At 33.7% G+C, this 24,866-nt stretch carries 22 protein-coding genes and 1 pseudogene; 22 read left to right on the top strand and 1 reads right to left on the bottom strand.

The window, feature by feature from the left end; genetic code table 11:
* Positions 1-18 precede the first annotated feature (18 nt).
* Positions 19-1,707: an arginine--tRNA ligase gene (gene argS / locus A3GU_RS0105020; RefSeq protein WP_018366455.1), complete on the bottom strand. Its 1,689-nt coding sequence runs from the start codon at positions 1,705-1,707 to the stop codon at positions 19-21.
* A 289-nt stretch (positions 1,708-1,996) separates the two neighbouring features.
* Here argS and argR point away from each other — a divergent pair, with 289 nt between their 5' ends.
* From argR to nrdG, 22 genes and pseudogenes are all read left to right on the top strand, one after another.
* Positions 1,997-2,443: an arginine repressor gene (argR, locus tag A3GU_RS0105015; RefSeq protein ID WP_018366454.1), complete on the top strand. Its 447-nt coding sequence runs from the start codon at positions 1,997-1,999 to the stop codon at positions 2,441-2,443.
* On the top strand, positions 2,406-2,783 hold the full coding sequence (locus tag A3GU_RS0105010; RefSeq protein ID WP_342661866.1) for a YlbF family regulator: 378 nt from the start codon (positions 2,406-2,408) through the stop codon (positions 2,781-2,783). Before argR ends, A3GU_RS0105010 begins: the two co-directional genes overlap by 38 nt.
* Positions 2,770-5,319 carry a DNA mismatch repair protein MutS gene (gene mutS, locus A3GU_RS0105005; RefSeq protein ID WP_018366452.1) on the top strand — a complete coding sequence of 850 codons (2,550 nt, stop codon included), beginning with the start codon at positions 2,770-2,772 and terminating at the stop codon, positions 5,317-5,319. The genes A3GU_RS0105010 and mutS overlap by 14 nt, the downstream gene beginning before the upstream one ends.
* A gap of 778 nt (positions 5,320-6,097) precedes the next feature.
* Positions 6,098-8,071 carry a DNA mismatch repair endonuclease MutL gene (mutL, locus tag A3GU_RS0105000; RefSeq protein ID WP_018366451.1) on the top strand — a complete coding sequence of 658 codons (1,974 nt, stop codon included), beginning with the start codon at positions 6,098-6,100 and terminating at the stop codon, positions 8,069-8,071.
* A gap of 10 nt (positions 8,072-8,081) precedes the next feature.
* Entirely contained in the window at positions 8,082-9,299 is a 1,218-nt protein-coding gene (locus tag A3GU_RS0104995) for an MFS transporter (RefSeq protein WP_018366450.1), read from the top strand.
* 1 nt (position 9,300) lies between these two features.
* On the top strand, positions 9,301-9,894 hold the full coding sequence (gene ruvA, locus A3GU_RS0104990) for a Holliday junction branch migration protein RuvA (protein WP_018366449.1): 594 nt from the start codon (positions 9,301-9,303) through the stop codon (positions 9,892-9,894).
* A gap of 7 nt (positions 9,895-9,901) precedes the next feature.
* Positions 9,902-10,453, top strand: a complete 552-nt coding sequence (locus tag A3GU_RS0104985; RefSeq protein WP_018366448.1) for a DNA-3-methyladenine glycosylase I — start codon at positions 9,902-9,904, stop codon at positions 10,451-10,453.
* Positions 10,454-10,927: 474 nt separating this feature from the next.
* Positions 10,928-11,659, top strand: a complete 732-nt coding sequence (locus A3GU_RS0104975; protein WP_018366446.1) for an ATP-binding cassette domain-containing protein — start codon at positions 10,928-10,930, stop codon at positions 11,657-11,659.
* The gene (locus A3GU_RS0104970; RefSeq protein ID WP_018366445.1) at positions 11,601-12,737 is read left to right on the top strand and encodes a hypothetical protein; all 1,137 of its coding nucleotides are present in this window, start codon (positions 11,601-11,603) and stop codon (positions 12,735-12,737) included. Before A3GU_RS0104975 ends, A3GU_RS0104970 begins: the two co-directional genes overlap by 59 nt.
* Before the next feature lie 205 nt (positions 12,738-12,942).
* Positions 12,943-13,194: a hypothetical protein gene (locus A3GU_RS10210; RefSeq protein WP_026216451.1), complete on the top strand. Its 252-nt coding sequence runs from the start codon at positions 12,943-12,945 to the stop codon at positions 13,192-13,194.
* Positions 13,195-13,888: 694 nt separating this feature from the next.
* Positions 13,889-15,160 (top strand): competence/damage-inducible protein A, encoded by a 1,272-nt coding sequence (locus tag A3GU_RS0104960; RefSeq protein ID WP_018366443.1) that lies wholly within the window; start codon positions 13,889-13,891, stop codon positions 15,158-15,160.
* Between the two features lie 93 nt (positions 15,161-15,253).
* Positions 15,254-16,396: a recombinase RecA gene (recA, locus tag A3GU_RS0104955; protein ID WP_018366442.1), complete on the top strand. Its 1,143-nt coding sequence runs from the start codon at positions 15,254-15,256 to the stop codon at positions 16,394-16,396.
* A gap of 481 nt (positions 16,397-16,877) precedes the next feature.
* Positions 16,878-17,276 (top strand): transcriptional regulator Spx, encoded by a 399-nt coding sequence (gene spx / locus A3GU_RS0104950; protein WP_018366441.1) that lies wholly within the window; start codon positions 16,878-16,880, stop codon positions 17,274-17,276.
* A gap of 114 nt (positions 17,277-17,390) precedes the next feature.
* The gene (locus A3GU_RS0104945; RefSeq protein WP_018366440.1) at positions 17,391-17,660 is read left to right on the top strand and encodes an IreB family regulatory phosphoprotein; all 270 of its coding nucleotides are present in this window, start codon (positions 17,391-17,393) and stop codon (positions 17,658-17,660) included.
* Positions 17,657-18,076, top strand: coding sequence for a Holliday junction resolvase RuvX (gene ruvX, locus A3GU_RS0104940; RefSeq protein ID WP_040805417.1), 420 nt, complete (start codon positions 17,657-17,659; stop codon positions 18,074-18,076). The genes A3GU_RS0104945 and ruvX overlap by 4 nt, the downstream gene beginning before the upstream one ends.
* 9 nt (positions 18,077-18,085) lie before the next feature.
* Positions 18,086-18,391, top strand: coding sequence for a DUF1292 domain-containing protein (locus A3GU_RS0104935; RefSeq protein WP_018366438.1), 306 nt, complete (start codon positions 18,086-18,088; stop codon positions 18,389-18,391).
* A gap of 161 nt (positions 18,392-18,552) precedes the next feature.
* Positions 18,553-20,115, top strand: a complete 1,563-nt coding sequence (locus A3GU_RS0104930; protein WP_018366437.1) for a hypothetical protein — start codon at positions 18,553-18,555, stop codon at positions 20,113-20,115.
* Positions 20,116-20,214: 99 nt separating this feature from the next.
* Entirely contained in the window at positions 20,215-22,410 is a 2,196-nt protein-coding gene (nrdD, locus tag A3GU_RS0104925) for an anaerobic ribonucleoside-triphosphate reductase (RefSeq protein ID WP_018366436.1), read from the top strand.
* Positions 22,411-22,514: 104 nt separating this feature from the next.
* Positions 22,515-22,658, top strand: a complete 144-nt coding sequence (locus A3GU_RS10305) for a hypothetical protein (RefSeq protein WP_018366435.1) — start codon at positions 22,515-22,517, stop codon at positions 22,656-22,658.
* 23 nt (positions 22,659-22,681) lie between these two features.
* Positions 22,682-23,623: pseudogene (locus A3GU_RS09575) on the top strand (Gfo/Idh/MocA family protein).
* Positions 23,624-23,632: 9 nt separating this feature from the next.
* Positions 23,633-24,127 carry a GNAT family N-acetyltransferase gene (locus tag A3GU_RS0104905; protein ID WP_018366433.1) on the top strand — a complete coding sequence of 165 codons (495 nt, stop codon included), beginning with the start codon at positions 23,633-23,635 and terminating at the stop codon, positions 24,125-24,127.
* A gap of 19 nt (positions 24,128-24,146) precedes the next feature.
* Positions 24,147-24,761 carry an anaerobic ribonucleoside-triphosphate reductase activating protein gene (nrdG, locus tag A3GU_RS0104900; protein WP_018366432.1) on the top strand — a complete coding sequence of 205 codons (615 nt, stop codon included), beginning with the start codon at positions 24,147-24,149 and terminating at the stop codon, positions 24,759-24,761.
* The last annotated feature ends 105 nt before the right edge of the window (positions 24,762-24,866 follow it).

Below are 24,866 nucleotides of genomic sequence, written 5' to 3'. Positions count from 1 at the left end.
AGAAATATTTGTAGGGAACTACATTTTTTCAGGAGTTTCTACCCCTAGGAGGTTAAGTGATTCTTTAAGTACAGTTGCAGTTGCATAACATAAGGCTAGGCGACTGTCACGCTCATCTGATTGATCTAGAATATGCGTATGAGCGTAGTATTTGTTAAATGCTTGTGCAAGTTGAATAGCGTATTTAGCAATGATAGATGGATCATATTTTTCAGCAGCACGCTCAATATTTGCTGCAAAGTTTTGAACAAGTTTAATAATCTCCCAACTTTCACTATCGTTAAGAGCATAGTTAGCACCTGTATCAGGCGTAAAATTAGCTTTTCGAAGGATTGATTGGATACGGGCATAAGCGTATTGGACATAAGGACCTGTTTCCCCTTCAAATGAAACCATTGCTTCAAGGTCAAAATCATATCCATTGTCACGGTCAGTTTTTAAATCGTAGAACTTAATGGCACCAATACCAACTTGTTTTGCCACTTCTTCTTTATTTTTTAGATTTGGATTTTTAGCTTCAATTTGTGCCAATGCACGTGATACAGCTTCATCCAAAGTTGGTTCAAGAAGAATAATATTACCTTTACGAGTAGATAATTTTTTCTTATTTTTGGTTACTAATCCAAATGAGACATGAATCATATCATCTGACCAATCAAAGCCCATTTCTTTCAAAACAGCTTTTAACTGTTTAAAGTGGTTAGATTGCTCCTGACCAACAACATAGATATTTTTAACAAAGTTGAAGGTACGGTGACGATACATAGCTGTTGCCATGTCGCGTGTAATATAAAGAGTTGCACCATCAGACTTCTTAATTAATGCTGGAGGGAGGTCATATTTTTCAAGGTCAACAATTTTAGCACCTTTAGAGTCTTTTAAAAGGTGTTTAGCTTCTAAGATGTCTAAACCTTCATCCATTTTATCATTGTAAAAAGCTTCGCCATGGTAGTAATCAAAATTAATATTTAGTTTTTCATAGATACGATTGAATTCTACCAAACTTTCATCTCGGAACCATTTCCATAAATCCCAAGCTTCCTTATCACCATCTTCCAATTTTTTAAACCACTGACGGGCTTCTTCATCTAACTCAGGTTTTTCTTCAGCTTCTGCATTAATTCGGACATATAACTTAAGGAGTTCAGCAATAGGATTAGCTTCAACGGCAGCTTGATCTCCCCATAGTTTATAGGCAACGATAAGCATACCAAATTGTTTGCCCCAATCTCCCAAGTGATTAATTCTAAAAAGCTTATAACCTAATTTTGAATAAAGGTTAGCAATTGCATCTCCAATAACAGTTGAGCGTAAATGTCCTACTGAGAATGGTTTAGCGATATTTGGGCTAGACATATCAAGAGTAATATTTTGCCCATCTCCTATGTGCCCTTGCCCATAATTGTCTTTCTGGTCGATAATAGTATGTAACACTTGCCCAGAAATAGCTGATTTATCAAGGAAAAAATTAACATATGGCCCTGTAGCAACAACTTTTTCGAAGTGATCAGTTTTGATTTGTTCTGCAATATCAGCCGCAATCATTTGAGGAGCTTTACGAAGTACCTTAGCTAAACTAAACGCGGGAAAGGCAATATCTCCCATTTCAGAATTTTTGGGTGTTTCAAGCAAGTTATAGATTGCATCTAGTTCCAAATCAGGAACAACTTTTGCAATCTCGCCTGCAATTAATGTTTTAGTATTCATCATGTTTCTCCTAAAATAGTTTGTCAATTTATTCTAACATATTTCTTTCAAATAAACGAGAGGAGCAGTGAGAAATTATACTAAAATATTTCCATTTAAGGGGCTGCCATTATCTCAGTTATGGCGCAAGGAAGAATAGAAAGTATAACTTCTATAGAATATTTAATTTTTAAGGGTTTTCTTGAGCTGAACTGAGATTAATTTAGACAAATCATAACAAAGAAGATGAAAAAAAGATATTTTTTTGTTATAATTTGAAGGGATAATTATACAATTGGGATGGAATGTTATGAATAAAATAGAGCGTCAAGAACACATTAAGCAGATTATTCAATCTGAACACATCGGTACCCAAGAAGAAATTAAAAATTACCTTCATAAAAAAGGGATTAGAGTAACTCAAGCCACCCTTTCACGTGATTTAAGAGAAATAGGTCTCTTAAAGTTACGAGATGAAAGAGGAAAATTGTATTATAGCTTATCAGAGACAACGGTCTCCCCGTTTAGCCCAGATGTAAGATATTACATCTCAAAAGTTGACCGTGCTGGTTTTATGCTTGTTTTGCATACTAATTTAGGTGAGGCAGATGTTCTTGCTAATTTGATTGACAGTGATAAGATACAAGATATTGTAGGTACAATTGCGGGTGCAGACACACTTTTAGTTATATGTCGCAGTGAGGATATTGCTATGAGATATGAGAAAGATTTGGCATTTTACTATGACAGTATATAATGATTCTCTTAAAAGGTTAACTAGGCTTATTAAAAGCCATGAAAGTGTTATTTCTTATAAAAAAATAGAAAAAGAAATTAATCATATAAAAACTTTTAAAAAAGAAGTCTATGTCATGAAAAAAAATCAACAAAATGCAGTGCTTTTCCAGCAAATTTCGAAGCCAGAAGCAGCTAAACAGTCTAGAAATTTGGCAATAGAGACAGAAGAAGGTTTAAATAAAGAACCTATTATTAATGACTTCCGAAGTAAAATGCAAGATGCTAGTGATTTAATTCAATATATTACCAAAACAATAGAGTATAAGATGAATGAGGAGTTAAGAAATGACAAATCTTAAGATTTCTCCTGGAATGCAACAGTATCTGGACATTAAGAAAAATTATCCAGATGCTTTTTTGCTTTTTAGAATGGGAGATTTTTATGAATTATTTTATGAGGATGCTGTAAAGGCGGCTCAAATCTTAGAAATAGGACTGACTAGCCGTAATAAAAATGCAGAAAATCCAATCCCTATGGCGGGTGTCCCTCATCACTCTGCGCAACAATATATTGATACCTTAATAGAACTTGGTTATAAGGTAGCTATTGCAGAGCAGATGGAGGATCCCAAAAAGGCTGTTGGTGTCGTAAAACGTGAAGTTGTTCAGGTTATTACACCAGGCACAGTTGTTGATTCTACTAAACCAAATAGCTCTAATAATTTTCTAGTTGCAATAGATTATGATGGCAAATCTTATGGCCTATCTTATATGGATGTAGCTACTGGTGAGTTCTATGTTACAGAACTTTCAGATTTTTCAAGTGTATGTAGTGAGATATTAAATTTAAAAGCTCGAGAAGTTCTAGTTGGTTTTGACTTAACTTCTGCGCAAGAGAACCAACTTGTCAAGCAGCACAATCTCTTGCTTTCCTATGAATATTCAGTTTTTGAGGATAAGTCTTTACTTGACAATAGGTTGACAGCTCTTGAGCTAGCTGTGTCAGGGAAACTATTACAATATATCTATTCTACACAGATGCGAGAGCTATCTCATTTACAAAAGCTTGTTCATTATGAGATAAAAGATTACCTCCAAATGTCATTTGCAACGAAAAATAGTCTAGATTTACTTGAAAATGCAAGAACCCATAAAAAACATGGTAGTCTTTACTGGCTTTTGGATGGAACTAAAACAGCTATGGGAATGCGCTTATTACGTAATTGGATAGATCGACCTCTCATTAGTAAAGCTGCTATTTTAGAAAGACAAAATATTATTCAGGTTTTTTTAGATTCTTTTATAGAAAAATCAGATCTTAGTGAGAGTTTAAAGGGAGTCTATGATATTGAACGCTTATCAAGTCGGGTTTCCTTTGGTAAGGTAAATCCCAAGGATCTTTTACAATTAGGTAATACCTTAGCACAAGCCCCCCGGATTAAAGCCATTTTAGAAAGTATGAATAGCCCGTATCTAGCAAAGTTGATAAAACAAATTGATACTTTGCCAGAATTAGAAAGTTTGATTCGCTCCGCTATTGACCCAGATGCTCCAGCTACAATTAGTGAAGGCAATATCATTCGAACAGGATTTGATCAGCGACTAGACCATTATCGAAAGGTCATGAAAGAAGGTACGGGATGGATTGCAGATATTGAAGTAAAAGAGCGTCAAGCAAGTGGAATCAATAATTTAAAAATAGATTATAACAAAAAAGATGGCTACTATTTTCATGTTACGAATTCCAATTTAGCAATGGTACCAGATCATTTCTTTAGAAAAGCTACCTTAAAAAATTCTGAACGGTATGGAACGGCAGAGCTTGCTAAAATTGAAGGCCAAATGCTAGAAGCAAGAGAAGAATCATCAAGTTTGGAATATGATATTTTCCTACGGATTAGGGAAAAAGTTGAGACTTATATTGATAGATTACAAATCCTAGCCAAGGCCATTGCGACAGTAGACGTTTTACAAGGCCTATCAACAGTAGCTGAGCAAAATCATTATGTAAGGCCTGAGTTTAATGAGGATAGTCGTGTTAACATTATCCAGGGTCGACATGCTGTAGTTGAAAAAGTCATGGGGATACAAGAGTATATTCCAAATACCATCCAATTTGATGGTAATACAGATATCCAATTAATAACTGGACCTAATATGAGTGGTAAATCTACTTATATGAGGCAGCTTGCTTTGACAGTAATTATGGCACAACTGGGCTCCTATGTGCCTTCAGAAAAGGTTGACCTTCCAATATTTGATGCTATCTTTACTCGAATTGGTGCAGCAGATGATCTCATTTCTGGCCAGTCAACTTTTATGGTGGAGATGATGGAGGCCAATCATGCGATTAAACGAGCTGGAAAGAACTCCCTTATCTTATTTGATGAATTAGGACGAGGAACAGCAACCTATGATGGAATGGCTCTAGCACAGTCAATTATTGAATACATCCATGAAAATGTCGGAGCTAAAACACTTTTTGCTACTCATTATCATGAGTTGACAGAGCTGTCAACTTCCTTGAAACGCTTAAAAAATGTCCACGTAGCAACCTTGGAAAAAGATGGTGAAGTGACCTTTCTTCACAAAATTTCAGAAGGTCCTGCCGATAAATCCTATGGTATTCATGTTGCTAAAATAGCTGGTTTACCACAGGGTTTACTCAAGCGAGCAAGTCATATCTTAGAAGACCTTGAGAGCCATTCTAAGAGCTTAAGGTGTGATAGTCAGGCACAAACAAGGAATGAAAAGGCAGTAAAACAAGACCAACTAAGTCTTTTTTCCCTAAGTCAAGGTGAAGAAATTCTTGAAGCAATAAAAAATTGTGACCTTCTAAATATTACTCCTATGCAAGCCATGTCTCTTTTAGCAGAATTTAAGAATAAACTCTAAAAACAATCGCTAAGATTGTTTTTAGTTTTAGGACATTCCATAGTAACTATGGTTTATAAGTAAAATAAATATTATATTAAAAAATAATGCCTTTTTATTTGAAATATGTTAAAATTATCTTTTGCAGAAAATTTTGAATCTTTTTATGAAAAATTAGCTGGAGCAAGTTTATTACTTACCAGTAAAGAATGAATAGTTAGAGAGGCTATGTTTTGGGAGAGAGGGATTTCTTTTCAGTTATTAGTATTATTTTAGGAATAATATTTTTAGTATATCAATGGTTTACCGTCGTTTTAGATAACTTTGCAATGTTGTTGTTAAGTACTATGATAGTTACAAGTACTATCTCTTATTCTGTTAATAAAAAGGGATTGAAATTATTAACAATTATGTCTCTAGCTATTACAATAAAGCTGGTTCTTTTTGTGATTATTGATTGTCTATATTAATTCTAATAGCTATATACATTTTGATAATTATATAACTACTTGCATATGTCTTGGTAAGCTGTTAATTTCATTTTTAATTACTATTTCTTAATAATAATTTTTAAAAGTTATAGAAGGAAGACTCATTGTAAAGCCATGACTTTTAAGTAAAAAGTGGTACAATAAGAATTACTGAAGGCCTTGAATTAGTCTCAATACTCAAATGTAAATAATTAAAAAGTTCTTTAAGAAATGATGGAGGTGACTTATAGAATTCTACTTCTACATCTCAAGCTTTTTAATGGGAACTTGCTTAAGGTAGATAAGTTTAGAAGAGGTTATCATAAGATATGACAAAAATTATTGAATTACCAGAACTTTTAGCCAATCAAATAGCTGCTGGGGAAGTTATTGAGCGACCAGCAAGTGTTGTTAAAGAATTAGTAGAAAATGCCATAGATGCCCAAAGTACACAGATTACTATTGAAGTTGAAGAATCTGGATTAAAATATATAAAAGTTACTGATAATGGAGAAGGAATGTCTGCTGAGGACCTTCCTCTTAGTATCCTTCGCCATGCAACAAGTAAAATAAAGGATCAAGCTGATTTATTTCGAATTAGAACTCTGGGTTTTCGGGGGGAGGCTCTCCCTTCTATAGTATCAATTAGCCAATTAACTATAGAATCAGCTACTAGTCAGGCTAGTCATGGTTGCAAGCTGCTTACAAAGGGAGGAAATATTCTTAGTCAAGAAATTATTTCCAGTCCGGTAGGAACAAAAATAATAGTAGAAAATCTATTCTATAATACACCAGCCCGTTTAAAGTACATGAAAAGCTTACAAGCAGAGCTAGCTCACATTGTAGACGTAGTTAATCGCCTAAGCTTGGGTCATCCTCAAGTAGCTTTTACACTTATTTGTGATGGAAAAGAAATGACAAAGACTTCAGGTACAGGTGATTTGAAGCAGGCTATTGCAGGTGTATATGGCTTGCACACTGCTAAGAAGATGATTGAAATTTCTAATGCAGACTTGGATTTTGAGATTGGAGGCTATGTTAGCTTACCCGAATTAACAAGAGCTAATCGCAACTATATTACTATCCTTATTAATGGAAGGTATATTAAGAATTTCCTATTAAACAGGGCTATTTTAGATGGTTATGGCTCTAAATTAATGGTAGGTCGTTTTCCCATAGCTGTTATAGATATACAGATAGATCCCTATTTAGCAGATGTCAATGTTCATCCAACTAAACAAGAGGTCCGTATTTCAAAAGAAAAAGAATTAATGTCTTTAATTAGTTATGCGATTGCAGAAAGCTTAAAAGCTCAAGACTTAATTCCTGATGCACTTGAGAACCTTGCCAAATCAACAACGCGTTCTTTCAATAAGGTAGAACAAACTAGTCTACCTTTACAATCTAGTAAACTTTATTATGATCCTCAGAAAAATGATTTTTTTAGTAAAGAGAATGTAATTTCAGAAGAAAACCTTCCTTTTTCAAATACGACTCTTATTGCTGAAAGTAGAGATGATAATAAGTTAGAGGATGAAACTCAAGAAAGCAAGAAACAAATTGGCGTAAAACACGCTGAACGTCAACAAGAAGTTGACAGTGATGGTAATCATCCTGATTTTGATTACAAAAACAAACAAAAGTTATCGCGACTACTTCACCAATTAGAAAATGAAGAAGCGTCTAGCTTTCCTGAGTTAGATTACTTTGGTCAAATGCACGGTACTTATCTATTTGCTCAAGGTAGGGATGGCTTGTTCATTATAGATCAACATGCAGCTCAAGAGCGGGTCAAGTATGAGTATTATAGAGAAAAAATAGGAGAAGTTGACAATAGTTTACAACAACTCCTCGTTCCCTATTTGTTTGAATTTTCGGGCTCAGACTATCTTAACTTACAAGAAAAAATGTCTCTATTAAATGAAGTAGGAATTTATTTAGAACCCTATGGCTCTAATACCTTTATTTTACGTGAACACCCTATTTGGATGAAGGAGCAAGAAATTGAGACCGGTGTCTATGAAATGTGTGATATGCTTTTATTAACCAATCAAGTTTCTATAAAAACTTATCGAGCTGAGTTGGCTATTATGATGAGTTGTAAACGATCAATTAAAGCAAATCATACCTTAGATGATTATTCAGCAAGACAGTTAATCCAGCAGTTAGCACAATGTAAAAATCCCTATAATTGTCCTCATGGACGTCCTGTATTAATTAACTTTAGTAAGGCTGATATGGAAAAAATGTTTCGTAGAATTCAAGAGAATCATACAAGTTTAAGGGAATTGGGAAAATACTAAAAGGAGTCAGATGCAAGAATTTTTTACATTACCAAAACAGATACAAATACGACAGCTAGTCAGATTTGTCACAATTACTCTTGGAAGTAGTGTCTTTCCGTTTATGGCCATGTATTACACGAGCTTTTTCGGTACTCTTTGGACGGGTATTTTAATGATGCTGACTAGTTTGGCAGGTTTTATAGCAACTTTATATGAAGGTCATTTATCAGATGCAATTGGAAGAAAATATGTCATAATAATAGGTTCCATTGGTTGCATAACTGGCTGGTTTATAGCTATTTTAGCTAATCTTCCTAATTTAATATTACCTTGGCTCACTTTTGTAGGTATCTTATTAGTTGAAATATTCTCTAGCTTTTATGCACCAGCCTATGAAGCCATGTTAATTGACTTAACAGAAGACAAAAATCGTCGCTTTGTTTATACCATTAATTACTGGTTTATTAACATTGCAGTTATGTTTGGTGCAGGGATTTCGGGCCTATTTTATGATCACTATTTTTTAGAGCTCTTAATAGCACTTTTTTTAGTAGCACTAGGTTGCTTTTTTGTGGCTTATTACTACTTTGATGAAACAAAACTGGAAAATCATGACTTTGAACATGGATCAGGAATGTTTGCTAGTCTTAAAAACTATAGTCAGGTGCTTAAAGACAGAGCCTTTGTTATGTTTACTATAGGGTCGATTTTTATGGCTAGTATCTGGATGCATAATTACATCCCTGTTCATCTAAAGTTGCATTTTGTGCAAACAAACCTCTTTGGCTTTCAGATTACTAGTTCTAAAATGTTATCTTTGATGGTTTTTACAAATACTTTATTAATTGTAATTTTTATGACTATACTTAGTAAAGTAACAGAGAATTGGCCATTGCTGACTCAGATAATTATCGGATCATTGATATTTACTATAGGAATATTCTTGTCCTTTACCTTTACACATCTTTTAATGATTTGGTTAGCCGTCATTATATTTACAGTGGGTGAAATGATAAATGTTCCAGCAAATCAGTTGCTAAGAGTTAAGATGATGAAGCAGTCAAAGATTGGTTCCTATACTGGCTTTATTTCTATGGTGCAACCATTAGGAGCTATTTTTGCTGGTTTACTAGTTTCAGTGAGTTACTTTACAGGTAAAATTGGAGTTCAAATAGTGTTTTTAGTATTTGCTTTTATAGGCATAACTCTAATTGTTTTGTCTGCTAAAATGAAAGAAAAGGTTTAACATGTACGATTATATTAAAGGGCAGTTAAGGAAAATTACTGCCAAATACATAGTAGTAGAGACGAACGGCTTGGGCTATATTATCTATGTAGCAAATCCTTACAGCTTTACAGTTAGTGTCAAGCAAGATGTAAAAATTTATCTGCATCAGGTCATAAGAGAGGACGCCCATCTCTTATTTGGTTTTCATAACGAGGATGAGAAAACTATTTTTTTAAAGCTAATTTCTGTGTCAGGGATTGGTCCAACAACAGCTTTAGCTATCGTAGCTGTGGATGACAATCAGGGCTTAGTTAATGCTATTGATAACAGTGATATTAAGTATTTGATGAAATTCCCTAAAATAGGTAAAAAAACAGCTCAACAAATGATTCTTGATTTAGCAGGTAAATTTGCTGAAGCTCCACAAGAAGGTACAAAAGTTAAAAAGACAAATAGTAGTCTAAACAAACAACTTGATGAAGCTATTGAAGCCCTCTTAGCATTAGGTTATAAAGCCAATGAACTTAAAAAAATACGAACATTTTTTGAAGGAACAGATGAAACAGCTGAACAATATATTAAATTAGCTCTTAAAATGTTAATGAAAGGGTAGGTTTCACATGAAACGTTGTGGTTGGGTACCTGAAGAAAATAAACTTTATTGTGAATACCATGATTTTGAATGGGGAAAACCCATCTATGATGACAGGGATTTGTTTGAATTATTTTGCCTTGAAAGCTATCAATCTGGCTTATCTTGGCTAACCGTTTTGAAGAAACGCAAAGCTTTTAAGCAAGTATTTCATAACTATGATATTGACTCTGTAGCCCATTTTACCAATCAGGAAATGGCTTTTGCTTTACAGAATTCATCCATTATCCGCCATAAGTTGAAGTTGACAGCAACTGTCAACAACGCAAAAGCAGTTCAAAAAATTCAAAAAGAGTTTGGCAGTTTTTCTGCTTATTTGTGGGGATTTGTAGGAAGTAAACCTATTGATAACCTTGTCAACGCGGAACAACCTGCACCAGCTCAAACGGATTTATCTCTAAAATTATCAAAGGACCTAAAAAAACGAGGATTTCAATTTTTAGGGCCAGTAACCCTATACTCTTTTATGCAAGCTGCGGGACTAGTCAATGATCATGAAGAAGAGTGTGACTTTAAATAAAATCAAAAGAGAAGCTATCGTAAGGTGACGATGGCTTTTTTAGATGTAATCAAAAAAATAACAGCTTAGCTTATTTTTAAAAATTTTTACGAATAAATAATTAAGGACTAAAAATGGAAATGTCAAATGGAGACTACAAGCTAGTCCGAAAGAAAAATGAATGGAGAAAGTGATGTTATGCAATTAAAGAGAAAAGTTGCAAAAGCATTTATATTTATTTGTCTGGGACTATAACTCTTGGTTGAATAAAAAATATAAAGTTAATATAGAGAACAGATGGGTTTGGGTTGTTGTTGCATTAGTATTTTTAGCAGCTATAGGCCTGTACGCATGGTATTGTACTAGTCGTGGATATTCTTTTGCCTTTAATATCAAATATAACTGGCCCCGTTCAGGTCAAATGAGAATTGCATGTAAATAGTTATGGAGAGAATTACTTAAGAATATCTTCTTTACCGATAAAAAAGAGATACTATGCTTAATATTAATAGATTAGAAAAATCGTTTGGAAATAAAAAAGTTTTATCAAAAATAGATGTATCTTTTAAAGATAGTGGAGTGTCTGTTATTGTAGGAACAAATGGATGTGGGAAAACGACCCTAATGAATATTCTAGCTCATATGCTATCATTTACAAGTGGAGAAATTTCTTGTGATGGCAATGTGATAGGAAGTAAAGAGTATAAACAGCAAGTATTTTATATTCCGTCAGATTTTTACTTGCCTGAATATATGACAGGTAAAGAGTATCTAGACTTTATTTTGAAGCACTATCAGCAAAGCAATTTCGATTTAATTGATATTTTGTTGGATATGTTTGATTTAAAAGAAATGATAACTGACCTTTTAGAAACCTATTCTTTTGGACTGAAAAAGAAGATTCAGATTATAGCTGCTTTAGCTTCAAATACAAAATATATATTAGCAGATGAAGTTTTTAGTGGTTTGGATTTTGATACAGTTTTATTGTTACAAGAGGTATTTGATCATCAAAAGCATCAGAGAAGTATTATTGTTATTTCACATGATTTTAATACTCTAGTTCGTTTTCCAAATCACATTTTCATTATGTCAAAGGGAAGATTGCTTCCTTATGAAGGCAAGGTTGAAGGTATCTATTCAATGGTTAAAGAGATAGGAGAAACGTATGCAAAACTCGAAAAGTTACGAAGTTATTTTGGAACTCATCAAGCTTTTTCTGAATGACTCTCTTCATGGTATTTTAAAAAGACCTATCTTTCAGAACAGATGGTTGAGAAAACTAATAATTATTTTTTTCCTACTTGGCTATGGTGGTTACTTTTATCTTAATGCGGTTGAATTTGCTAAATTACACCATTCAAGAAATTATTTCTCGGAAATTGAATTACAATCAATTATTAAATTATCAGTACTTAGTTATAATAACCTTTCTTTAATTATAGGAGCATTGATTTTTATATTGTTAGCTTCAGTTTCAGTAGTCAAAAAGAGCTCCTTATTTATTGCTAAACTTTTGCCTTATGAAACTTCTGATTTAAAACTAGCTATCAAGCTTTTTAAGCTAGGGATTGCAGCTTTCTTACATGAGTTATTTTTTATCGTTATGCTTCCTGGTTTACAGGTTATTGGCTCTTTAGAGATTGGTATTAGTTTATTTATATCTTGTCATTTATCCTTTTTTACGGGATATTTACTTAGTTCCTGGATATTTAATATTTTTAATAAAAAAATATGTACCTATCAAAATCCACTCCTTTTTGTTCTACCTTACTTTATTCTATTAATATCTTATTTTTATTTTGGAAGATTTTATATAGAACAATTTTTAGCCCATCTTGTTAATGGCCCAAAATTACTTAGTCTTTATTGCCTCTTATTTTTCTTATTATCAAGTACACTATTGTGGTCCTTACCTCAAGAAGATTATAATAACCATTATTTAGAATGTTCTTACATAAGACTTTATCTACCACCAGTATGTAACATGATTACCACAGCAATTTACAGGACTAAGCTATTTCTTTTCCTTATAAGTGGGCTATTAGACTTGTTAGTTTATCTTTATGTTATTAGTGATTTTCAAACTATATTGAGTAATCTTCTTACATTTTTACCATTTCTGGGTTTGACATTTTTAACTTATGCTTATTCTACTTTAAGAGTAAGGTGTTTTTATAAGCATTTAGGAATTACGGTTAGAAAGGAATTTTTTTCTTCTTCTAATAGTTATTTTAGTGTTACAATTGCCCTTATTCTGTTTAGATGTTTTTATAAGAGGAAGCTTAGAAAATACTTTATTTAGTTGTTTGATGATTTTATCTTCACTTATAATTGGTTTTTTATTTCCTAAATCAGAAGGAAGTCTCAATGAAACAATATCTATGATACTTGTATTACTGATTATAGCCATGTTACTTGTACTGAAATCATTTTTTTGGCTAATGGTACCGGTCTTGCTTATACTACTATTTTTGTTAGCCTTAGTTATAAAAAAGAGAGGGAATTACGTGAGAACTTTACTAAAACAATTTAGTTATGCTAGTTTGGTATGGATCTTTTTATTTTTGATAGATTATGGAATTGAACTTTTTCAAATGGAAAATGAGGAGAGGGTGACTTTAATGGGCTTATATATAAAAAGCACAGAAACTAGAGAAGGTCTCTACACAGTCTTTGGGTTTACACCGAGAATTATTACTGTTTTTATAGGATTTGTACTTGTCTGGGGATTAATTTCTGTATTTTTGACGAAAAAATAGGTGTTTGTATTTAGTTTAAAGTTATTTCTAGTGCTCTTTACCCTTATCTTTTGTCATGAGTTAATACATTTTTTTGTTTGTTACTTTGTTATGTAATCTATCTCCAAGAATAAAGTGGAAGCTCTTCTCGCCAGCTATTTATTATAAAAACGTAAACTCTAATATAAAAAATTTAATGGTCTCTTTATCAGCACCAGTATCTATGATTACATTAGGTTATTTTCTAAAAGGAGACTCTTTTGTGATCTTATTTTCCAAGCTACTCTGTTATTCCAATCTTATCAATTTGTTACCCTTTACAAGTGATGGCGAAATTATTTTAATGTCTTTAATGAATATAATCAGGAGAAAAAAATGAGAAAAAAGTACTATTTTATGTGGTAAGTATTTTTGTAATGGTAATAGCAGGTTATTGTTTAGCTAACAATAATGACCAAGACAAAGATAATCAGTTTCTTTTAATAAGAAGCTCCAGCTCTTATTAAAAAAAGATATTGATCAAGCTATGACTAATTTTAATAAAAAATCAGCTGGGCTGTATTATTTTGCTGATGACATCAGGATGAGAATTTATAGAAATCAATTTAAAACGACTATAAGGTCAGTATATTTCAAATGTACACTTAGAAAAAAGTTTTCTCTTTCTTTTATGTTAAAATGAATTTAGATTCCGAATAGATAAGTAGGTGGTTAAATGAAGGCTGAAATTATTACAGTAGGTACGGAGATTTTGACTGGACAGATTGTTAATACTAATGCACAATTTTTGTCAGAAAAAATGGCTGAGTTGGGAATTGATGTTTATTTTCAAACAGCTGTTGGGGATAATAAAGAACGTTTACTCTCAGTGATTGATATTGCTACTAGGCGAAGTGATTTAGTAGTCCTGTGTGGTGGGCTCGGTCCAACAGAAGATGATTTAACCAAACAAACCTTGGCTAGTTATTTGGGTAGGGAATTAGTTTTGGATAGGCAGGCTAGTCAAAAATTAGATGATTTCTTTGCTAGCAGAGAACAATTTGTAAGGACTCCAAATAATGAGCGTCAAGCTCAATTGATTCAGGGGTCAATTCCTTTACCAAATAAAACAGGACTTGCAGTAGGAGGGATGATAACGGTAGCAGATGTTACCTATGTTGTCTTGCCGGGGCCACCGGGAGAATTAAAACCCATGGTGAATACTGAATTGGTTCCTCTTTTATCTAATAAACATGCAAAATTGTATTCTAAGGTCTTACGCTTTTTTGATATTGGTGAAAGTCAGCTAGCTACTCTTATAGCAGATTTTATTGATAAGCAGGTAGACCCAACCATTGCTCCCTATGCTAAAACAGGAGAGGTAACGCTACGCTTATCAACAAAAGCTCAAAATAAAGAAGAGGCTGATAAGAAGCTATTACAGCTAGAAGAAGAATTACTTGCTACTAAGACGCCTGAGGGGAAACTACTCAGAAATTTCCTTTATGGATATGGGGAAGAAAATTCTTTACCTCAAGTTGTTTTTGAATTATTAAAGAAAAATAATCTTACCATAACTGCTGCAGAGAGCTTAACAGCTGGACTGTTTCAGGCAAGTTTAGCAGATTTCTCAGGAGCTTCGCAGATTTTTAAAGGTGGTTTTGTTACTTATAGTTTAGAAGATAAAGCTCAAATGCTCTCTATTTCTTTAGATGGATTAAAAGAGCATGGTGTTGTAAGTGCCTATACTGCTGAGCAGATGGCTAGTCAAGCACGTTGTTTAATGGGGACAGATATAGCTATTGGTTTAACTGGAGTAGCAGGTCCTAATTCTTTAGAAAACCAGCTAGTGGGGACAGTTTACATTGGTCTTGCTACTAAAAATAAAGTAGAAACACAAAAGGTTTTAATTGGCCATCGAAGCAGGGCAGATGTGCGTTATATTGCTACTTTACATGCTTTTAATATGGTTCGTAAAACTTTATTAAAAGCAGAAAATTTGCTATAATTATAATAATTGTAAGTTAGGTATAATGAGAAAATATCCACCAAGTATGGTCAGAGCTATTTCTTAAGTATATCCTATATAGAGGAGAAAATATTGGCAAAAAAAATAAAAAAAACTGAAGACATCACTAAAAAGTTTGGTGATGATCGTCGTAAAGCACTTGATGATGCTTTAAAGAATATTGAGAAAGATTTTGGTAAGGGCGCAGTAATGCGACTAGGTGAGCGAGCAGAACAAAAAGTTCAGGTAATGAGTTCAGGAAGTCTTGCTTTAGACATGGCACTAGGCGCGGGTGGTTATCCTAAAGGGCGCATAGTTGAAATTTATGGTCCAGAATCTTCAGGTAAAACAACAGTAGCTTTGCATGCTGTAGCTCAAGCTCAAAAAGAAGGCGGGATTGCTGCTTTTATAGATGCTGAACATGCCTTAGATCCTGCTTATGCAGCAGCATTGGGAGTTAATATTGATGAGCTTCTTTTATCACAACCAGATTCTGGTGAGCAGGGACTTGAAATAGCTGGTAAGCTTATTGACTCGGGAGCAGTTGATTTAGTGGTTATTGACTCAGTAGCTGCCTTAGTTCCTCGTGCGGAGATTGATGGAGATATTGGTGATAGTCATGTGGGATTACAAGCACGTATGATGAGCCAGGCTATGCGTAAGTTATCAGCATCAATTAATAAAACCAAGACAATTGCAATTTTTATTAACCAATTACGTGAAAAAGTTGGTGTTATGTTTGGAAATCCAGAAACAACTCCTGGAGGACGGGCTCTGAAATTCTATGCTTCTGTTCGTTTAGATGTCCGTGGAAATACCCAAATTAAAGGTACAGGGGACCAAAAAGATAGTAGCATTGGTAAAGAAACAAAAATTAAAGTTGTTAAAAATAAGGTTGCGCCACCTTTCAAGGTAGCTGAAGTAGAAATCATGTATGGAGAAGGGATTTCTCGTACAGGGGAACTCGTCAAAATTGCCTCAGATTTAGATATTATTCAAAAAGCTGGTGCTTGGTTCTCTTATAATGGTGAAAAAATTGGACAAGGTTCAGAAAATGCTAAGAAATTCTTAGCTGATCATCCTGAAGTGTTTGAAGAAATTGACCATAAGGTTCGTGTACAAGTTGGCCTCATTGAGGATGAAGAAAGTGAAGTAAAAGTACCCATTAGTGAAGAAAAATCACCCTCAGATGAACTAGTTCTTGAGTTGGATGATGCTATTGAAATTGAAGATTAACATAACTTTATATAAACTTAGGTTAAAGAAAAATGATTAAGGAGATATATAATCCTATTTTTCTTTGACTTTTTTTGATTTAAAGTCTTAATAGAAAAAGCAATAAAACATTTGAAGATGTAGCTGATAATAAGGGTTCTTGATATACGTTAGCTGTATCAACTTTTAAGAGTAGGTGAGTTCTTTCTTAAATTAATTGTAATTATTTTTTGTTTGGGAGTCGACAATAATATAAGCACAGAAGGATGCTAACTTGCTTTATTGCTGAGAGTTCTTAGAGATAATTCTATTTTAAGCTTGAGATAAGGATAGCTAGCTACAATAGATATAGTAAGTTCAGCTATTTTAGAATTTTTGTATTAAAAATTCAAAACTTAGCTTTAAAATGAGTATTTTTGGTTAAAATAGGTCCAAAGACCTATGTTCATGCTGTGAAACTGTGTTACAATGAACATATCACGAAATAGAAAGTGAGAGCGCTATGATTAAGATATATACGATTTCAAGTTGTACTAGTTGTAAGAAAGCCAAAACATGGTTGAATGGACATAAGCTCCCATATAAAGAACAAAATTTAGGAAAAGAGCCACTTTCAAAAGAAGAGATATTAGCGATTTTATCAAAAACTGAAAATGGAGTTGAAAGTATTGTGTCGTCGAAGAACCGCTATGCTAAAGCTCTCAATTGTAATATTGATGAATTAAGTGTCAATGAAGTGATTGATTTAATTCAGGACAATCCTCGAATTCTTAAGAGTCCTATTTTGATTGATGATAAGCGCCTCCAAGTAGGATATAAAGAAGATGATATCAGAGCCTTTTTACCGCGCTCAATTCGTAATATAGAAAATACAGAAGCACGCTTACGTGCTGCCCTATAGGAATAAGCCTAAATTTTGGGCTTTTTTTCTTTATCTTTAATTAGATTTCTTGTTAAATCTTAAAAAATAAGCTATAATAAATCATAGCACTTAGTTTAGAAAGAAGGTGTAAGTATGGGATTTACAGACGAAACAGTCCGCTTTAAATTAGACGACGGGGATAAAAAGGACATTAGTGAAACTCTTACGGCCGTGTATCAATCACTGGAAGAAAAAGGCTATAATCCTATTAACCAGATCGTAGGTTATGTACTGAGTGGAGACCCTGCTTATGTACCTAGATATAACGACGCAAGAAATCAGATTCGTAAATATGAACGTGATGAAATCGTTGAAGAGCTTGTGCGTTATTATTTACAAGGAAATGGAATTAACATTAAATGAGAATAATGGGTCTTGACGTTGGTTCAAAGACAGTTGGGATAGCTATAAGTGATCCACTTGGTTTTACAGCACAGGGATTAGAAATCATAAAAATCGATGAAGAAAAGAAAGATTTTGGTTTTGGTAGACTAAGACAATTAGTAGAACATTATAAAGTTGATAAATTTGTCGTTGGTTTACCTAAAAATATGAATAATACCAGTGGACCACGGGTAGAAGCTAGTAAAGACTATGGTGAAAAAATTGAGAAAATATTCAATATCCCTGTTATTTACCAAGATGAACGCTTAACGACTGTTGAAGCTGAGAGAATGCTCATTGAGCAAGCAGATATTAGTCGTGGAAAACGTAAAAAAGTCATTGATAAATTAGCTGCTCAGTTAATTTTACAAAATTATTTAGATAAAACCTATTAAGGAGACAGCATGACACATAATCATGAACATGACCACGCGCATGAAGTAATTACCCTAGTTGATGAACAAGGAAATGAAACATTATTTGAAATTTTGCTTACAATTGATGGAAAAGAAGAGTTTGGAAAAAACTATGTTCTTTTAGTTCCAGCTGGTTCTGAAGAAGATGAATTAGGCGAAATTGAAATCCAAGCTTATTCATTTACAGAAAATGAAGATGGTACTGAAGGAGATCTTCAACCAATTCCCGAAGATTCAGATGCGGAATGGGATATGATTGAAGAAGTCTTTAACAGTTTCTTGGATGAAGAATAAAGAGAATAGCCACAGGCTATTTTTTTTATTTAATAAGCATTCTTCTTATAATTGGCAAGAATTCTGCTAGAGGCTCATCTTGTTTTTTGATTTGTTTTCATATAGTTTTTTGAGGCGTTAAATGATATACTGGGTGTATGACATTTCAAGGAGAATATCAAGTGAGTCAAACAAATACTGAAGTTGTAAGTCGATATAAAGTTCAACAAATAGATGATGAACCAACTGTACACACCACAAAATATGAAACAAGAGTTCCACATTTAAATAAAATTCATATTCTTATTCTCAGTTTAATTACAAGCTTTTTTAGTGTTGCAAATCCTCTTTTTCTAGATGCCGCAAATGGTTTGCAATCGCAGAATTTATATATCGGGATGATGCTTACAAAGGGACAGATTCCTTATAGTGATGTTTTTACTAGTGGGGGTATGGTCTATTTCTTCTTAATTGCATTAAGTTTTTATTTGGGCACCAGCTGGTGGTTAGTTCTTATTGAGGGAATTTGCTTTTATTTATCAGGTCTATATTTCTATAAATTAATAAATTACTTTACAGGTCATCAAAAAGTGGCATCTGCCTTTAGTCTGCTATTTTATTTGATGATACTTATAATTGGTTTTGGAGGACTCTACCCCCTTCAATTTGTCTTGCCTTTTGTTTTAATTTCCTTATGGTTTTTAACAAAGTATTTTGCTAATCTTGTAAAAGATGAGGCTTTTGTACTCTTTGGTTTTGCAGGAGCTTTATCTATGCTTGTTGAACCCAGAACTCTTATTTTTTGGGCCTTGGCAATAGTGGCTATTATTGTTTTTAATATTAAAGAAAGGCATTTTGCTAGGGGGGGTTATCAGTTACTAGCTGCTATTTTTGGCATGTTATTAGTCTTTTATACAGCTGGTTATTTTGTCTTAAATCTTCAGATTTTGGGTCCTTATTTATCTCAAGCAGTAAGTTATCAATTTTCTTATTTTAGAGTTGGAGATTTACCGCTTATTGTTTCCTTTCTAGTTCAATTAGCATTCGTTTTTGGATTAGGATTGTTAACAGGAATGGTTAATTATTTTAAAAATCATAGAGAAACTAGTGATCATTTTATCAAGTGGCTTCTTTCTGCTCTGATTTGTATTTATGCAGTGCTTGCTATCTTTTCTCAGGATTATGCGACTTCTGTCCTTTTATATGTCCTACCTTTTGGTCTTGTTTTAACCTCTATTCCAATAGGAAAGGAATACGATAGGCGTTTACAGACAAATAGTCATCGCCGAGGAGTTAAACATAGTAAAGGAACTTGGTCTATTGTCAAGATTTACTTTGCAAAACATTGCTATCTTCCCTTGATAGTCTTGATAGTATCGCTTGTAATGTCAGGACGCACCTATCTTGCTAATCACAATTTACATCAAAGTCGCCATCAAGTGGCTTCTTATCTTGCTAAGAATGTTAAGAATTCACAGCAGATTTATGTGTGGGATACTTCTTCGCAAATTTATTTAGAAAGCCAAAAAAAGGTTGCTTCACAAATAGCATCTCCTTCAGTTAATTTTAAGAAAAATAGTCATAAAAAAATACTAGAGGATGAACTTTTACAGGATCAGGCAGATTTTATTGTCCTTAATACTACCCAAAAATTACCTGATAGAATTAAAAAGATCATTAGAAAAAAATATAAACCTGTTCGAAGTATTGACGTCTCAAGCTTCCGAATTTACAGAAAAAAATAATAAAAAATCAATATCTTGTGTTTGAGCAAAAAACTTGACACAAGATATTGATTTTTTTAAAACGAGTGATATAATAGTCCAGTAAGGAGAAATGTAAAGATGACACTCGAAAATGAAAAAATAATGGTTCAGCCAGATATCAAAGTAATAAAACGTGATGGACGCATGGTCAACTTTGACACAACAAAAATCTATAGTGCCTTGTTGAAGGCAAGTGTTGAAGTCACTAGGATCTCCCCATTGGTTGAGGCAAAGTTAGAAGCTATATCAGAACGTGTCATTGCTGAAATCTGTGACCGTTTCCCCACTAATATCAAAATTTATGAGATTCAAAATATTGTAGAACATGAGTTGTTAGCAGCAAATGAATATGCTATTGCTAAAGAATACATCAACTATCGTACTCAGCGTGACTTTTCTCGCTCCCAGGCAACGGATATCAATTTTTCTATTGATAAGTTATTGAACAAGGATCAGTCAGTTGTTAATGAAAATGCAAATAAAGATAGTGATGTCTTTAATACTCAGCGAGATTTAACAGCAGGAATTGTTGGAAAATCTATTGGTTTAAAAATGTTACCTCCTCATGTTGCTAATGCCCATCAAAAGGGAGATATTCATTACCATGATTTGGATTATAGCCCCTATACTCCAATGACCAACTGTTGTCTGATTGATTTTAAGGGAATGCTTTCGAATGGCTTTAAAATAGGTAATGCTGAAGTAGAAAGTCCCAAATCTATTCAAACAGCAACTGCTCAAATTTCTCAAATTATCGCTAATGTTGCCTCCAGTCAGTATGGAGGCTGTACAGCAGATCGTATTGATGAGTTTTTGGCTCCATACGCAGAGCTAAATTATAAAAAACATATGGCTGACGCTAAAAAATGGGTTGTTGAGGAAAAACAAGAAGAATATGCCTATGAGAAAACTCAAAAAGATATCTATGATGCTATGCAATCCTTGGAATATGAGATTAATACTCTTTTTACCTCTAATGGACAAACACCTTTTACATCTTTAGGTTTTGGTCTAGGAACATCTTGGTTTGAACGTGAAATTCAAAAAGCTATTTTACAAATCAGAATTAAAGGTTTAGGAAGTGAACATCGTACGGCTATTTTTCCTAAATTAATCTTCACCTTGAAGCGAGGCCTTAATCTAGAAGAAGATTCACCTAACTACGATATTAAACAATTAGCCTTAGAATGTGCTACCAAGCGTATGTATCCTGATATGCTGTCTTATGATAAAATTATCGAATTAACGGGTTCATTTAAGGCTCCAATGGGCTGTCGTTCATTTTTACAGGGCTGGAAGGATGAACAGGGGCTTGAAGTGAATTCTGGTCGTATGAACTTAGGTGTTGTAACCTTAAATTTACCTCGTATCGCAATGGAATCAAATGGTGATATGGATAAATTCTGGGAATTATTTACTGAGAAGCTTTCTATAGGTAAGGATGCCTTGGTTTATCGTGTAGAAAGAGTTAAAGAAGCAAGTCCAGCCAATGCTCCAATCCTTTATCAATATGGCGCTTTTGGAAAACGTCTTGAAAAAAGTGGCAATGTCGATGAGCTCTTTAAAAACAGACGTGCAACCATTTCATTAGGCTATATTGGTTTATATGAAGTTGCTTCGGTATTTTATGGTGGTGAATGGGAAAAAACACCAGAAGCAAAAGATTTTACAGTAGCTATTGTTAAGGCTATGAAAAATGCTTGTGAAGACTGGTCAAATGAATATGGCTATCATTTCTCAGTATATTCTACTCCGTCAGAAAGCTTGACTGATCGCTTTTGTCGCTTGGATACAGAGAAATTTGGTGTAGTAGAAAATATTACTGATAAGGAATATTACACTAATTCTTTCCACTATGATGTCCGAAAAAATCCAACACCTTTTGAGAAACTAGATTTTGAAAAAATCTATCCAGAGTCAGGAGCATCAGGAGGCTTCATTCATTACTGTGAATACCCTGTTTTACAACAAAATCCAAAAGCGTTAGAGGCTGTTTGGGATTATGCTTATGATCGTGTAGGCTATCTAGGAACTAATACTCCAATTGATAAATGTTACGAATGTCAATTTGAAGGTGATTTTAAACCAACTGAACGTGGTTTTACATGTCCAAATTGTGGCAATAGTGATCCTAAAACAGTTGATGTGGTTAAAAGAACTTGTGGTTATTTAGGGAATCCCCAAGCTCGTCCTATGGTTAATGGACGACACAAGGAAATTGCTGCGCGTGTCAAACATATGAATGGATCAACCATCAAATATCCTGGTATTTAATTCATAAACTTAACATTTTAGATAATCATCATAACTATGGTATCCTTTTAAAAGATTGCTTAAGGCAAGCAATCTTTTACTATATAAAAAGAAAGAGAATAATAATGGGAAAATATCAACTAGATTATAAAGGAATGCAGCAAGTAGAGAAATTTCATGAGAAAAATACTAATAAAAAAGCAGACAAAAAAGTGCGTGTTCAAGAATTAAAGGCGCAGTTTTTACAGAAGACCAAAAAGTCTAAATAAGTTTCTTTGAAGGTGGCTAACAAATGTTAAAAATTGGGATTGTAGGAATTGGTAATATTTGCCAAAAAGCTTATTTACCATATATGAGACAGCTAAAAGAGGTAGAATGGCATTTGTTTACGCGAAATCAGACTGTTTTGAAAGAAGTAGACTCTTTTCTTTATTTGGCAACTCTTTTTCTTATACTAGTATGGAAGAACTAAACAAGGTCAAGTTAGATGGTGTCTTTATCCATTTAGCAACCAGTGTTCATTTTGATATAGCTAAAAGCTTCTTGAAGCGAGGAATTCCAGTTTATATGGATAAACCTCTTAATAGAAGACTTTCAAACGACTCAAGAACTTTATAAGATAGCTAAGCTTCATCAGACATTTTTGATGGCTGGTTTTAATAGAAGGTTTGCTCCTGGTGTAAAGGAAATGTCAAATGTGTCAAATAAGTGTCAAGTTCATGTAAGTAAAAATGATAGCAATAGATCTGGTCAACTAAGGTTTAAAGTATTTGAGTTCTTCATGCACCCTTTAGATACAGCTCTTTTTTTACTAGATGACAAGCCTCTTAGAGCTAATTTCCACTACCGTTTAGACAAAGATGGGCTCTTGCGTCAACTTATTGTCAATCTAGCAAGCTCATCATCATTGGTGATAGCTTCTATGAATCTTCAGTCAGGAAGTCGACGAGAAGTGATGGAAATTCAAACCCCAGATAATACTATTTCTTTGGAAAACCTTGATAAAATGACTGTTTAGCAAGGGAGTCAGTCTAGTCTTCATGAATTTTCTGTTTGGGATACAAGCCTGTATAAAAGGGGCTTTGAGTCTATAATTGATGCTTTTTTAGAGGCTGTAAAGCCTAATGTCAACCCTGTCAAGGATGGAACTAGTCTCCTTAGTCACTGGCTTTGTCATCAGATATGTCAGTCTTCTAAGCCATATGGAGATTTACAAATAGATCTAGCTGATTAAGGAGGAATTATGCAGTTAAGAAGACCTACTAGAGCAGATAAAAAGACTGTTATGGAAATGATGCAAGAATTTCAAGACATGCAATCTCTTCATGATGGTGGCTTTTGGTCCCCAGATAATTTTCTCTATGAGGAATGGTTAGAAACTAATAGACTTATGGAAGCTGGCCTTCAAATTCCTGAGAATTTTGTCCCATCCATACAATTTGTAGCCTTTGATGCTAGAGACAGAGCTATTGGGTTTCTTAATTTAAGGCTTGCTTTGAATGCTTCCTTACAAAAAGAAGGAGGCCATATTGGTTATTCTGTACGTCCTTCAAAAAGGGGAAGAGGCTTTGCTAAGAAAATGTTAGCAGCAGGATTAAAAGAAGCTAGGACTAAGAATATTCAAACAGTTTTACTTACCTGTAAGGTACATAATGAGGCTAGCCGATCGGTTATCTTAGCAAATGGTGGGATATTAGAAGATATTCAAGGAGAAACAGAACGCTATTTTATTAGGTAAAGAAAGGTTATAGACTAGAATGGAAGAAAAATGTTGGAATTCTCCCAAACCTAAAGAATGGAAATCAGAGGAATTGAGTCAAGGTAGGATTATCGACTACAAGGCCTTTAATTTTGTTGATGGGGAAGGAGTTAGAAATTCTCTGTATGTATCAGGTTGTATGTTTCACTGCAAAGGTTGCTATAATGCTGCCACCTGGTCTTTTAAAGCGGGTATCCCCTATACTCAAGACTTAGAAGAGCAAATCATGTCTGATTTAGCTAAACCCTATGTCCAAGGGTTAACCTTACTTGGTGGAGAACCCTTTTTAAATACAGGTATTTTGATTCCTTTAATTAAGAGAATAAGGAAAGAACTGCCTCAAAAAGATATTTGGTCATGGACAGGCTATACTTGGGAAGAAATGATGCTTGAATCAGAAGACAAATTAGAGATGCTAGCTCTAATTGATATTTTAGTGGATGGTCGTTTTGATATTAGTAAAAAAAATCTCATGCTTCAGTTTAGAGGCTCATCTAATCAAAGAATTATTGATGTGCAAAAGTCTTTGCAAGCTGGTAAGGTTATTATTTGGGATAAGCTAAATGATGGTGATCAGACATTTGAACAGGTTAACCGTAATAAACTGACCTAGACTTAAAAAGCTTTTATGACAAGGATAGAAGGACTTTTCCTCCTCTTATCCTCAAACTTATCCACAGATTGTGTATAAGTTTTAAATGTGTGGATAGAATAAGAA

This window comes from Streptococcus didelphis DSM 15616, assembly GCF_000380005.1.
GTDB lineage: Bacteria > Bacillota > Bacilli > Lactobacillales > Streptococcaceae > Streptococcus > Streptococcus didelphis.
This window is presented reverse-complemented; position numbering and strand designations above follow the sequence as displayed.

Excerpts from the sequence above, each read along its gene's own strand:
- argS (WP_018366455.1), bottom strand. The coding sequence starts at position 1,707 with ATGAATACTAAAACATTAATTGCAGGCGAGATTGCAAAAGTTGTTCCT.
- ruvA (WP_018366449.1), top strand. The coding sequence starts at position 9,301 with ATGTACGATTATATTAAAGGGCAGTTAAGGAAAATTACTGCCAAATAC.
- A3GU_RS0104960 (WP_018366443.1), top strand. The coding sequence starts at position 13,889 with ATGAAGGCTGAAATTATTACAGTAGGTACGGAGATTTTGACTGGACAG.
- A3GU_RS0104975 (WP_018366446.1), top strand. The coding sequence starts at position 10,928 with ATGCTTAATATTAATAGATTAGAAAAATCGTTTGGAAATAAAAAAGTT.
- ruvX (WP_040805417.1), top strand. The coding sequence starts at position 17,657 with ATGAGAATAATGGGTCTTGACGTTGGTTCAAAGACAGTTGGGATAGCT.
- A3GU_RS0104995 (WP_018366450.1), top strand. The coding sequence starts at position 8,082 with ATGCAAGAATTTTTTACATTACCAAAACAGATACAAATACGACAGCTA.
- A3GU_RS0105010 (WP_342661866.1), top strand. The coding sequence starts at position 2,406 with ATGAGAAAGATTTGGCATTTTACTATGACAGTATATAATGATTCTCTT.
- A3GU_RS0104945 (WP_018366440.1), top strand. The coding sequence starts at position 17,391 with ATGGGATTTACAGACGAAACAGTCCGCTTTAAATTAGACGACGGGGAT.
- nrdD (WP_018366436.1), top strand. The coding sequence starts at position 20,215 with ATGACACTCGAAAATGAAAAAATAATGGTTCAGCCAGATATCAAAGTA.
- spx (WP_018366441.1), top strand. The coding sequence starts at position 16,878 with ATGATTAAGATATATACGATTTCAAGTTGTACTAGTTGTAAGAAAGCC.
- mutS (WP_018366452.1), top strand. The coding sequence starts at position 2,770 with ATGACAAATCTTAAGATTTCTCCTGGAATGCAACAGTATCTGGACATT.
- A3GU_RS0104905 (WP_018366433.1), top strand. The coding sequence starts at position 23,633 with ATGCAGTTAAGAAGACCTACTAGAGCAGATAAAAAGACTGTTATGGAA.
- A3GU_RS0104935 (WP_018366438.1), top strand. The coding sequence starts at position 18,086 with ATGACACATAATCATGAACATGACCACGCGCATGAAGTAATTACCCTA.
- argR (WP_018366454.1), top strand. The coding sequence starts at position 1,997 with ATGAATAAAATAGAGCGTCAAGAACACATTAAGCAGATTATTCAATCT.
- A3GU_RS0104985 (WP_018366448.1), top strand. The coding sequence starts at position 9,902 with ATGAAACGTTGTGGTTGGGTACCTGAAGAAAATAAACTTTATTGTGAA.
- nrdG (WP_018366432.1), top strand. The coding sequence starts at position 24,147 with ATGGAAGAAAAATGTTGGAATTCTCCCAAACCTAAAGAATGGAAATCA.
- A3GU_RS10305 (WP_018366435.1), top strand. The coding sequence starts at position 22,515 with ATGGGAAAATATCAACTAGATTATAAAGGAATGCAGCAAGTAGAGAAA.
- mutL (WP_018366451.1), top strand. The coding sequence starts at position 6,098 with ATGACAAAAATTATTGAATTACCAGAACTTTTAGCCAATCAAATAGCT.
- A3GU_RS0104970 (WP_018366445.1), top strand. The coding sequence starts at position 11,601 with ATGCAAAACTCGAAAAGTTACGAAGTTATTTTGGAACTCATCAAGCTT.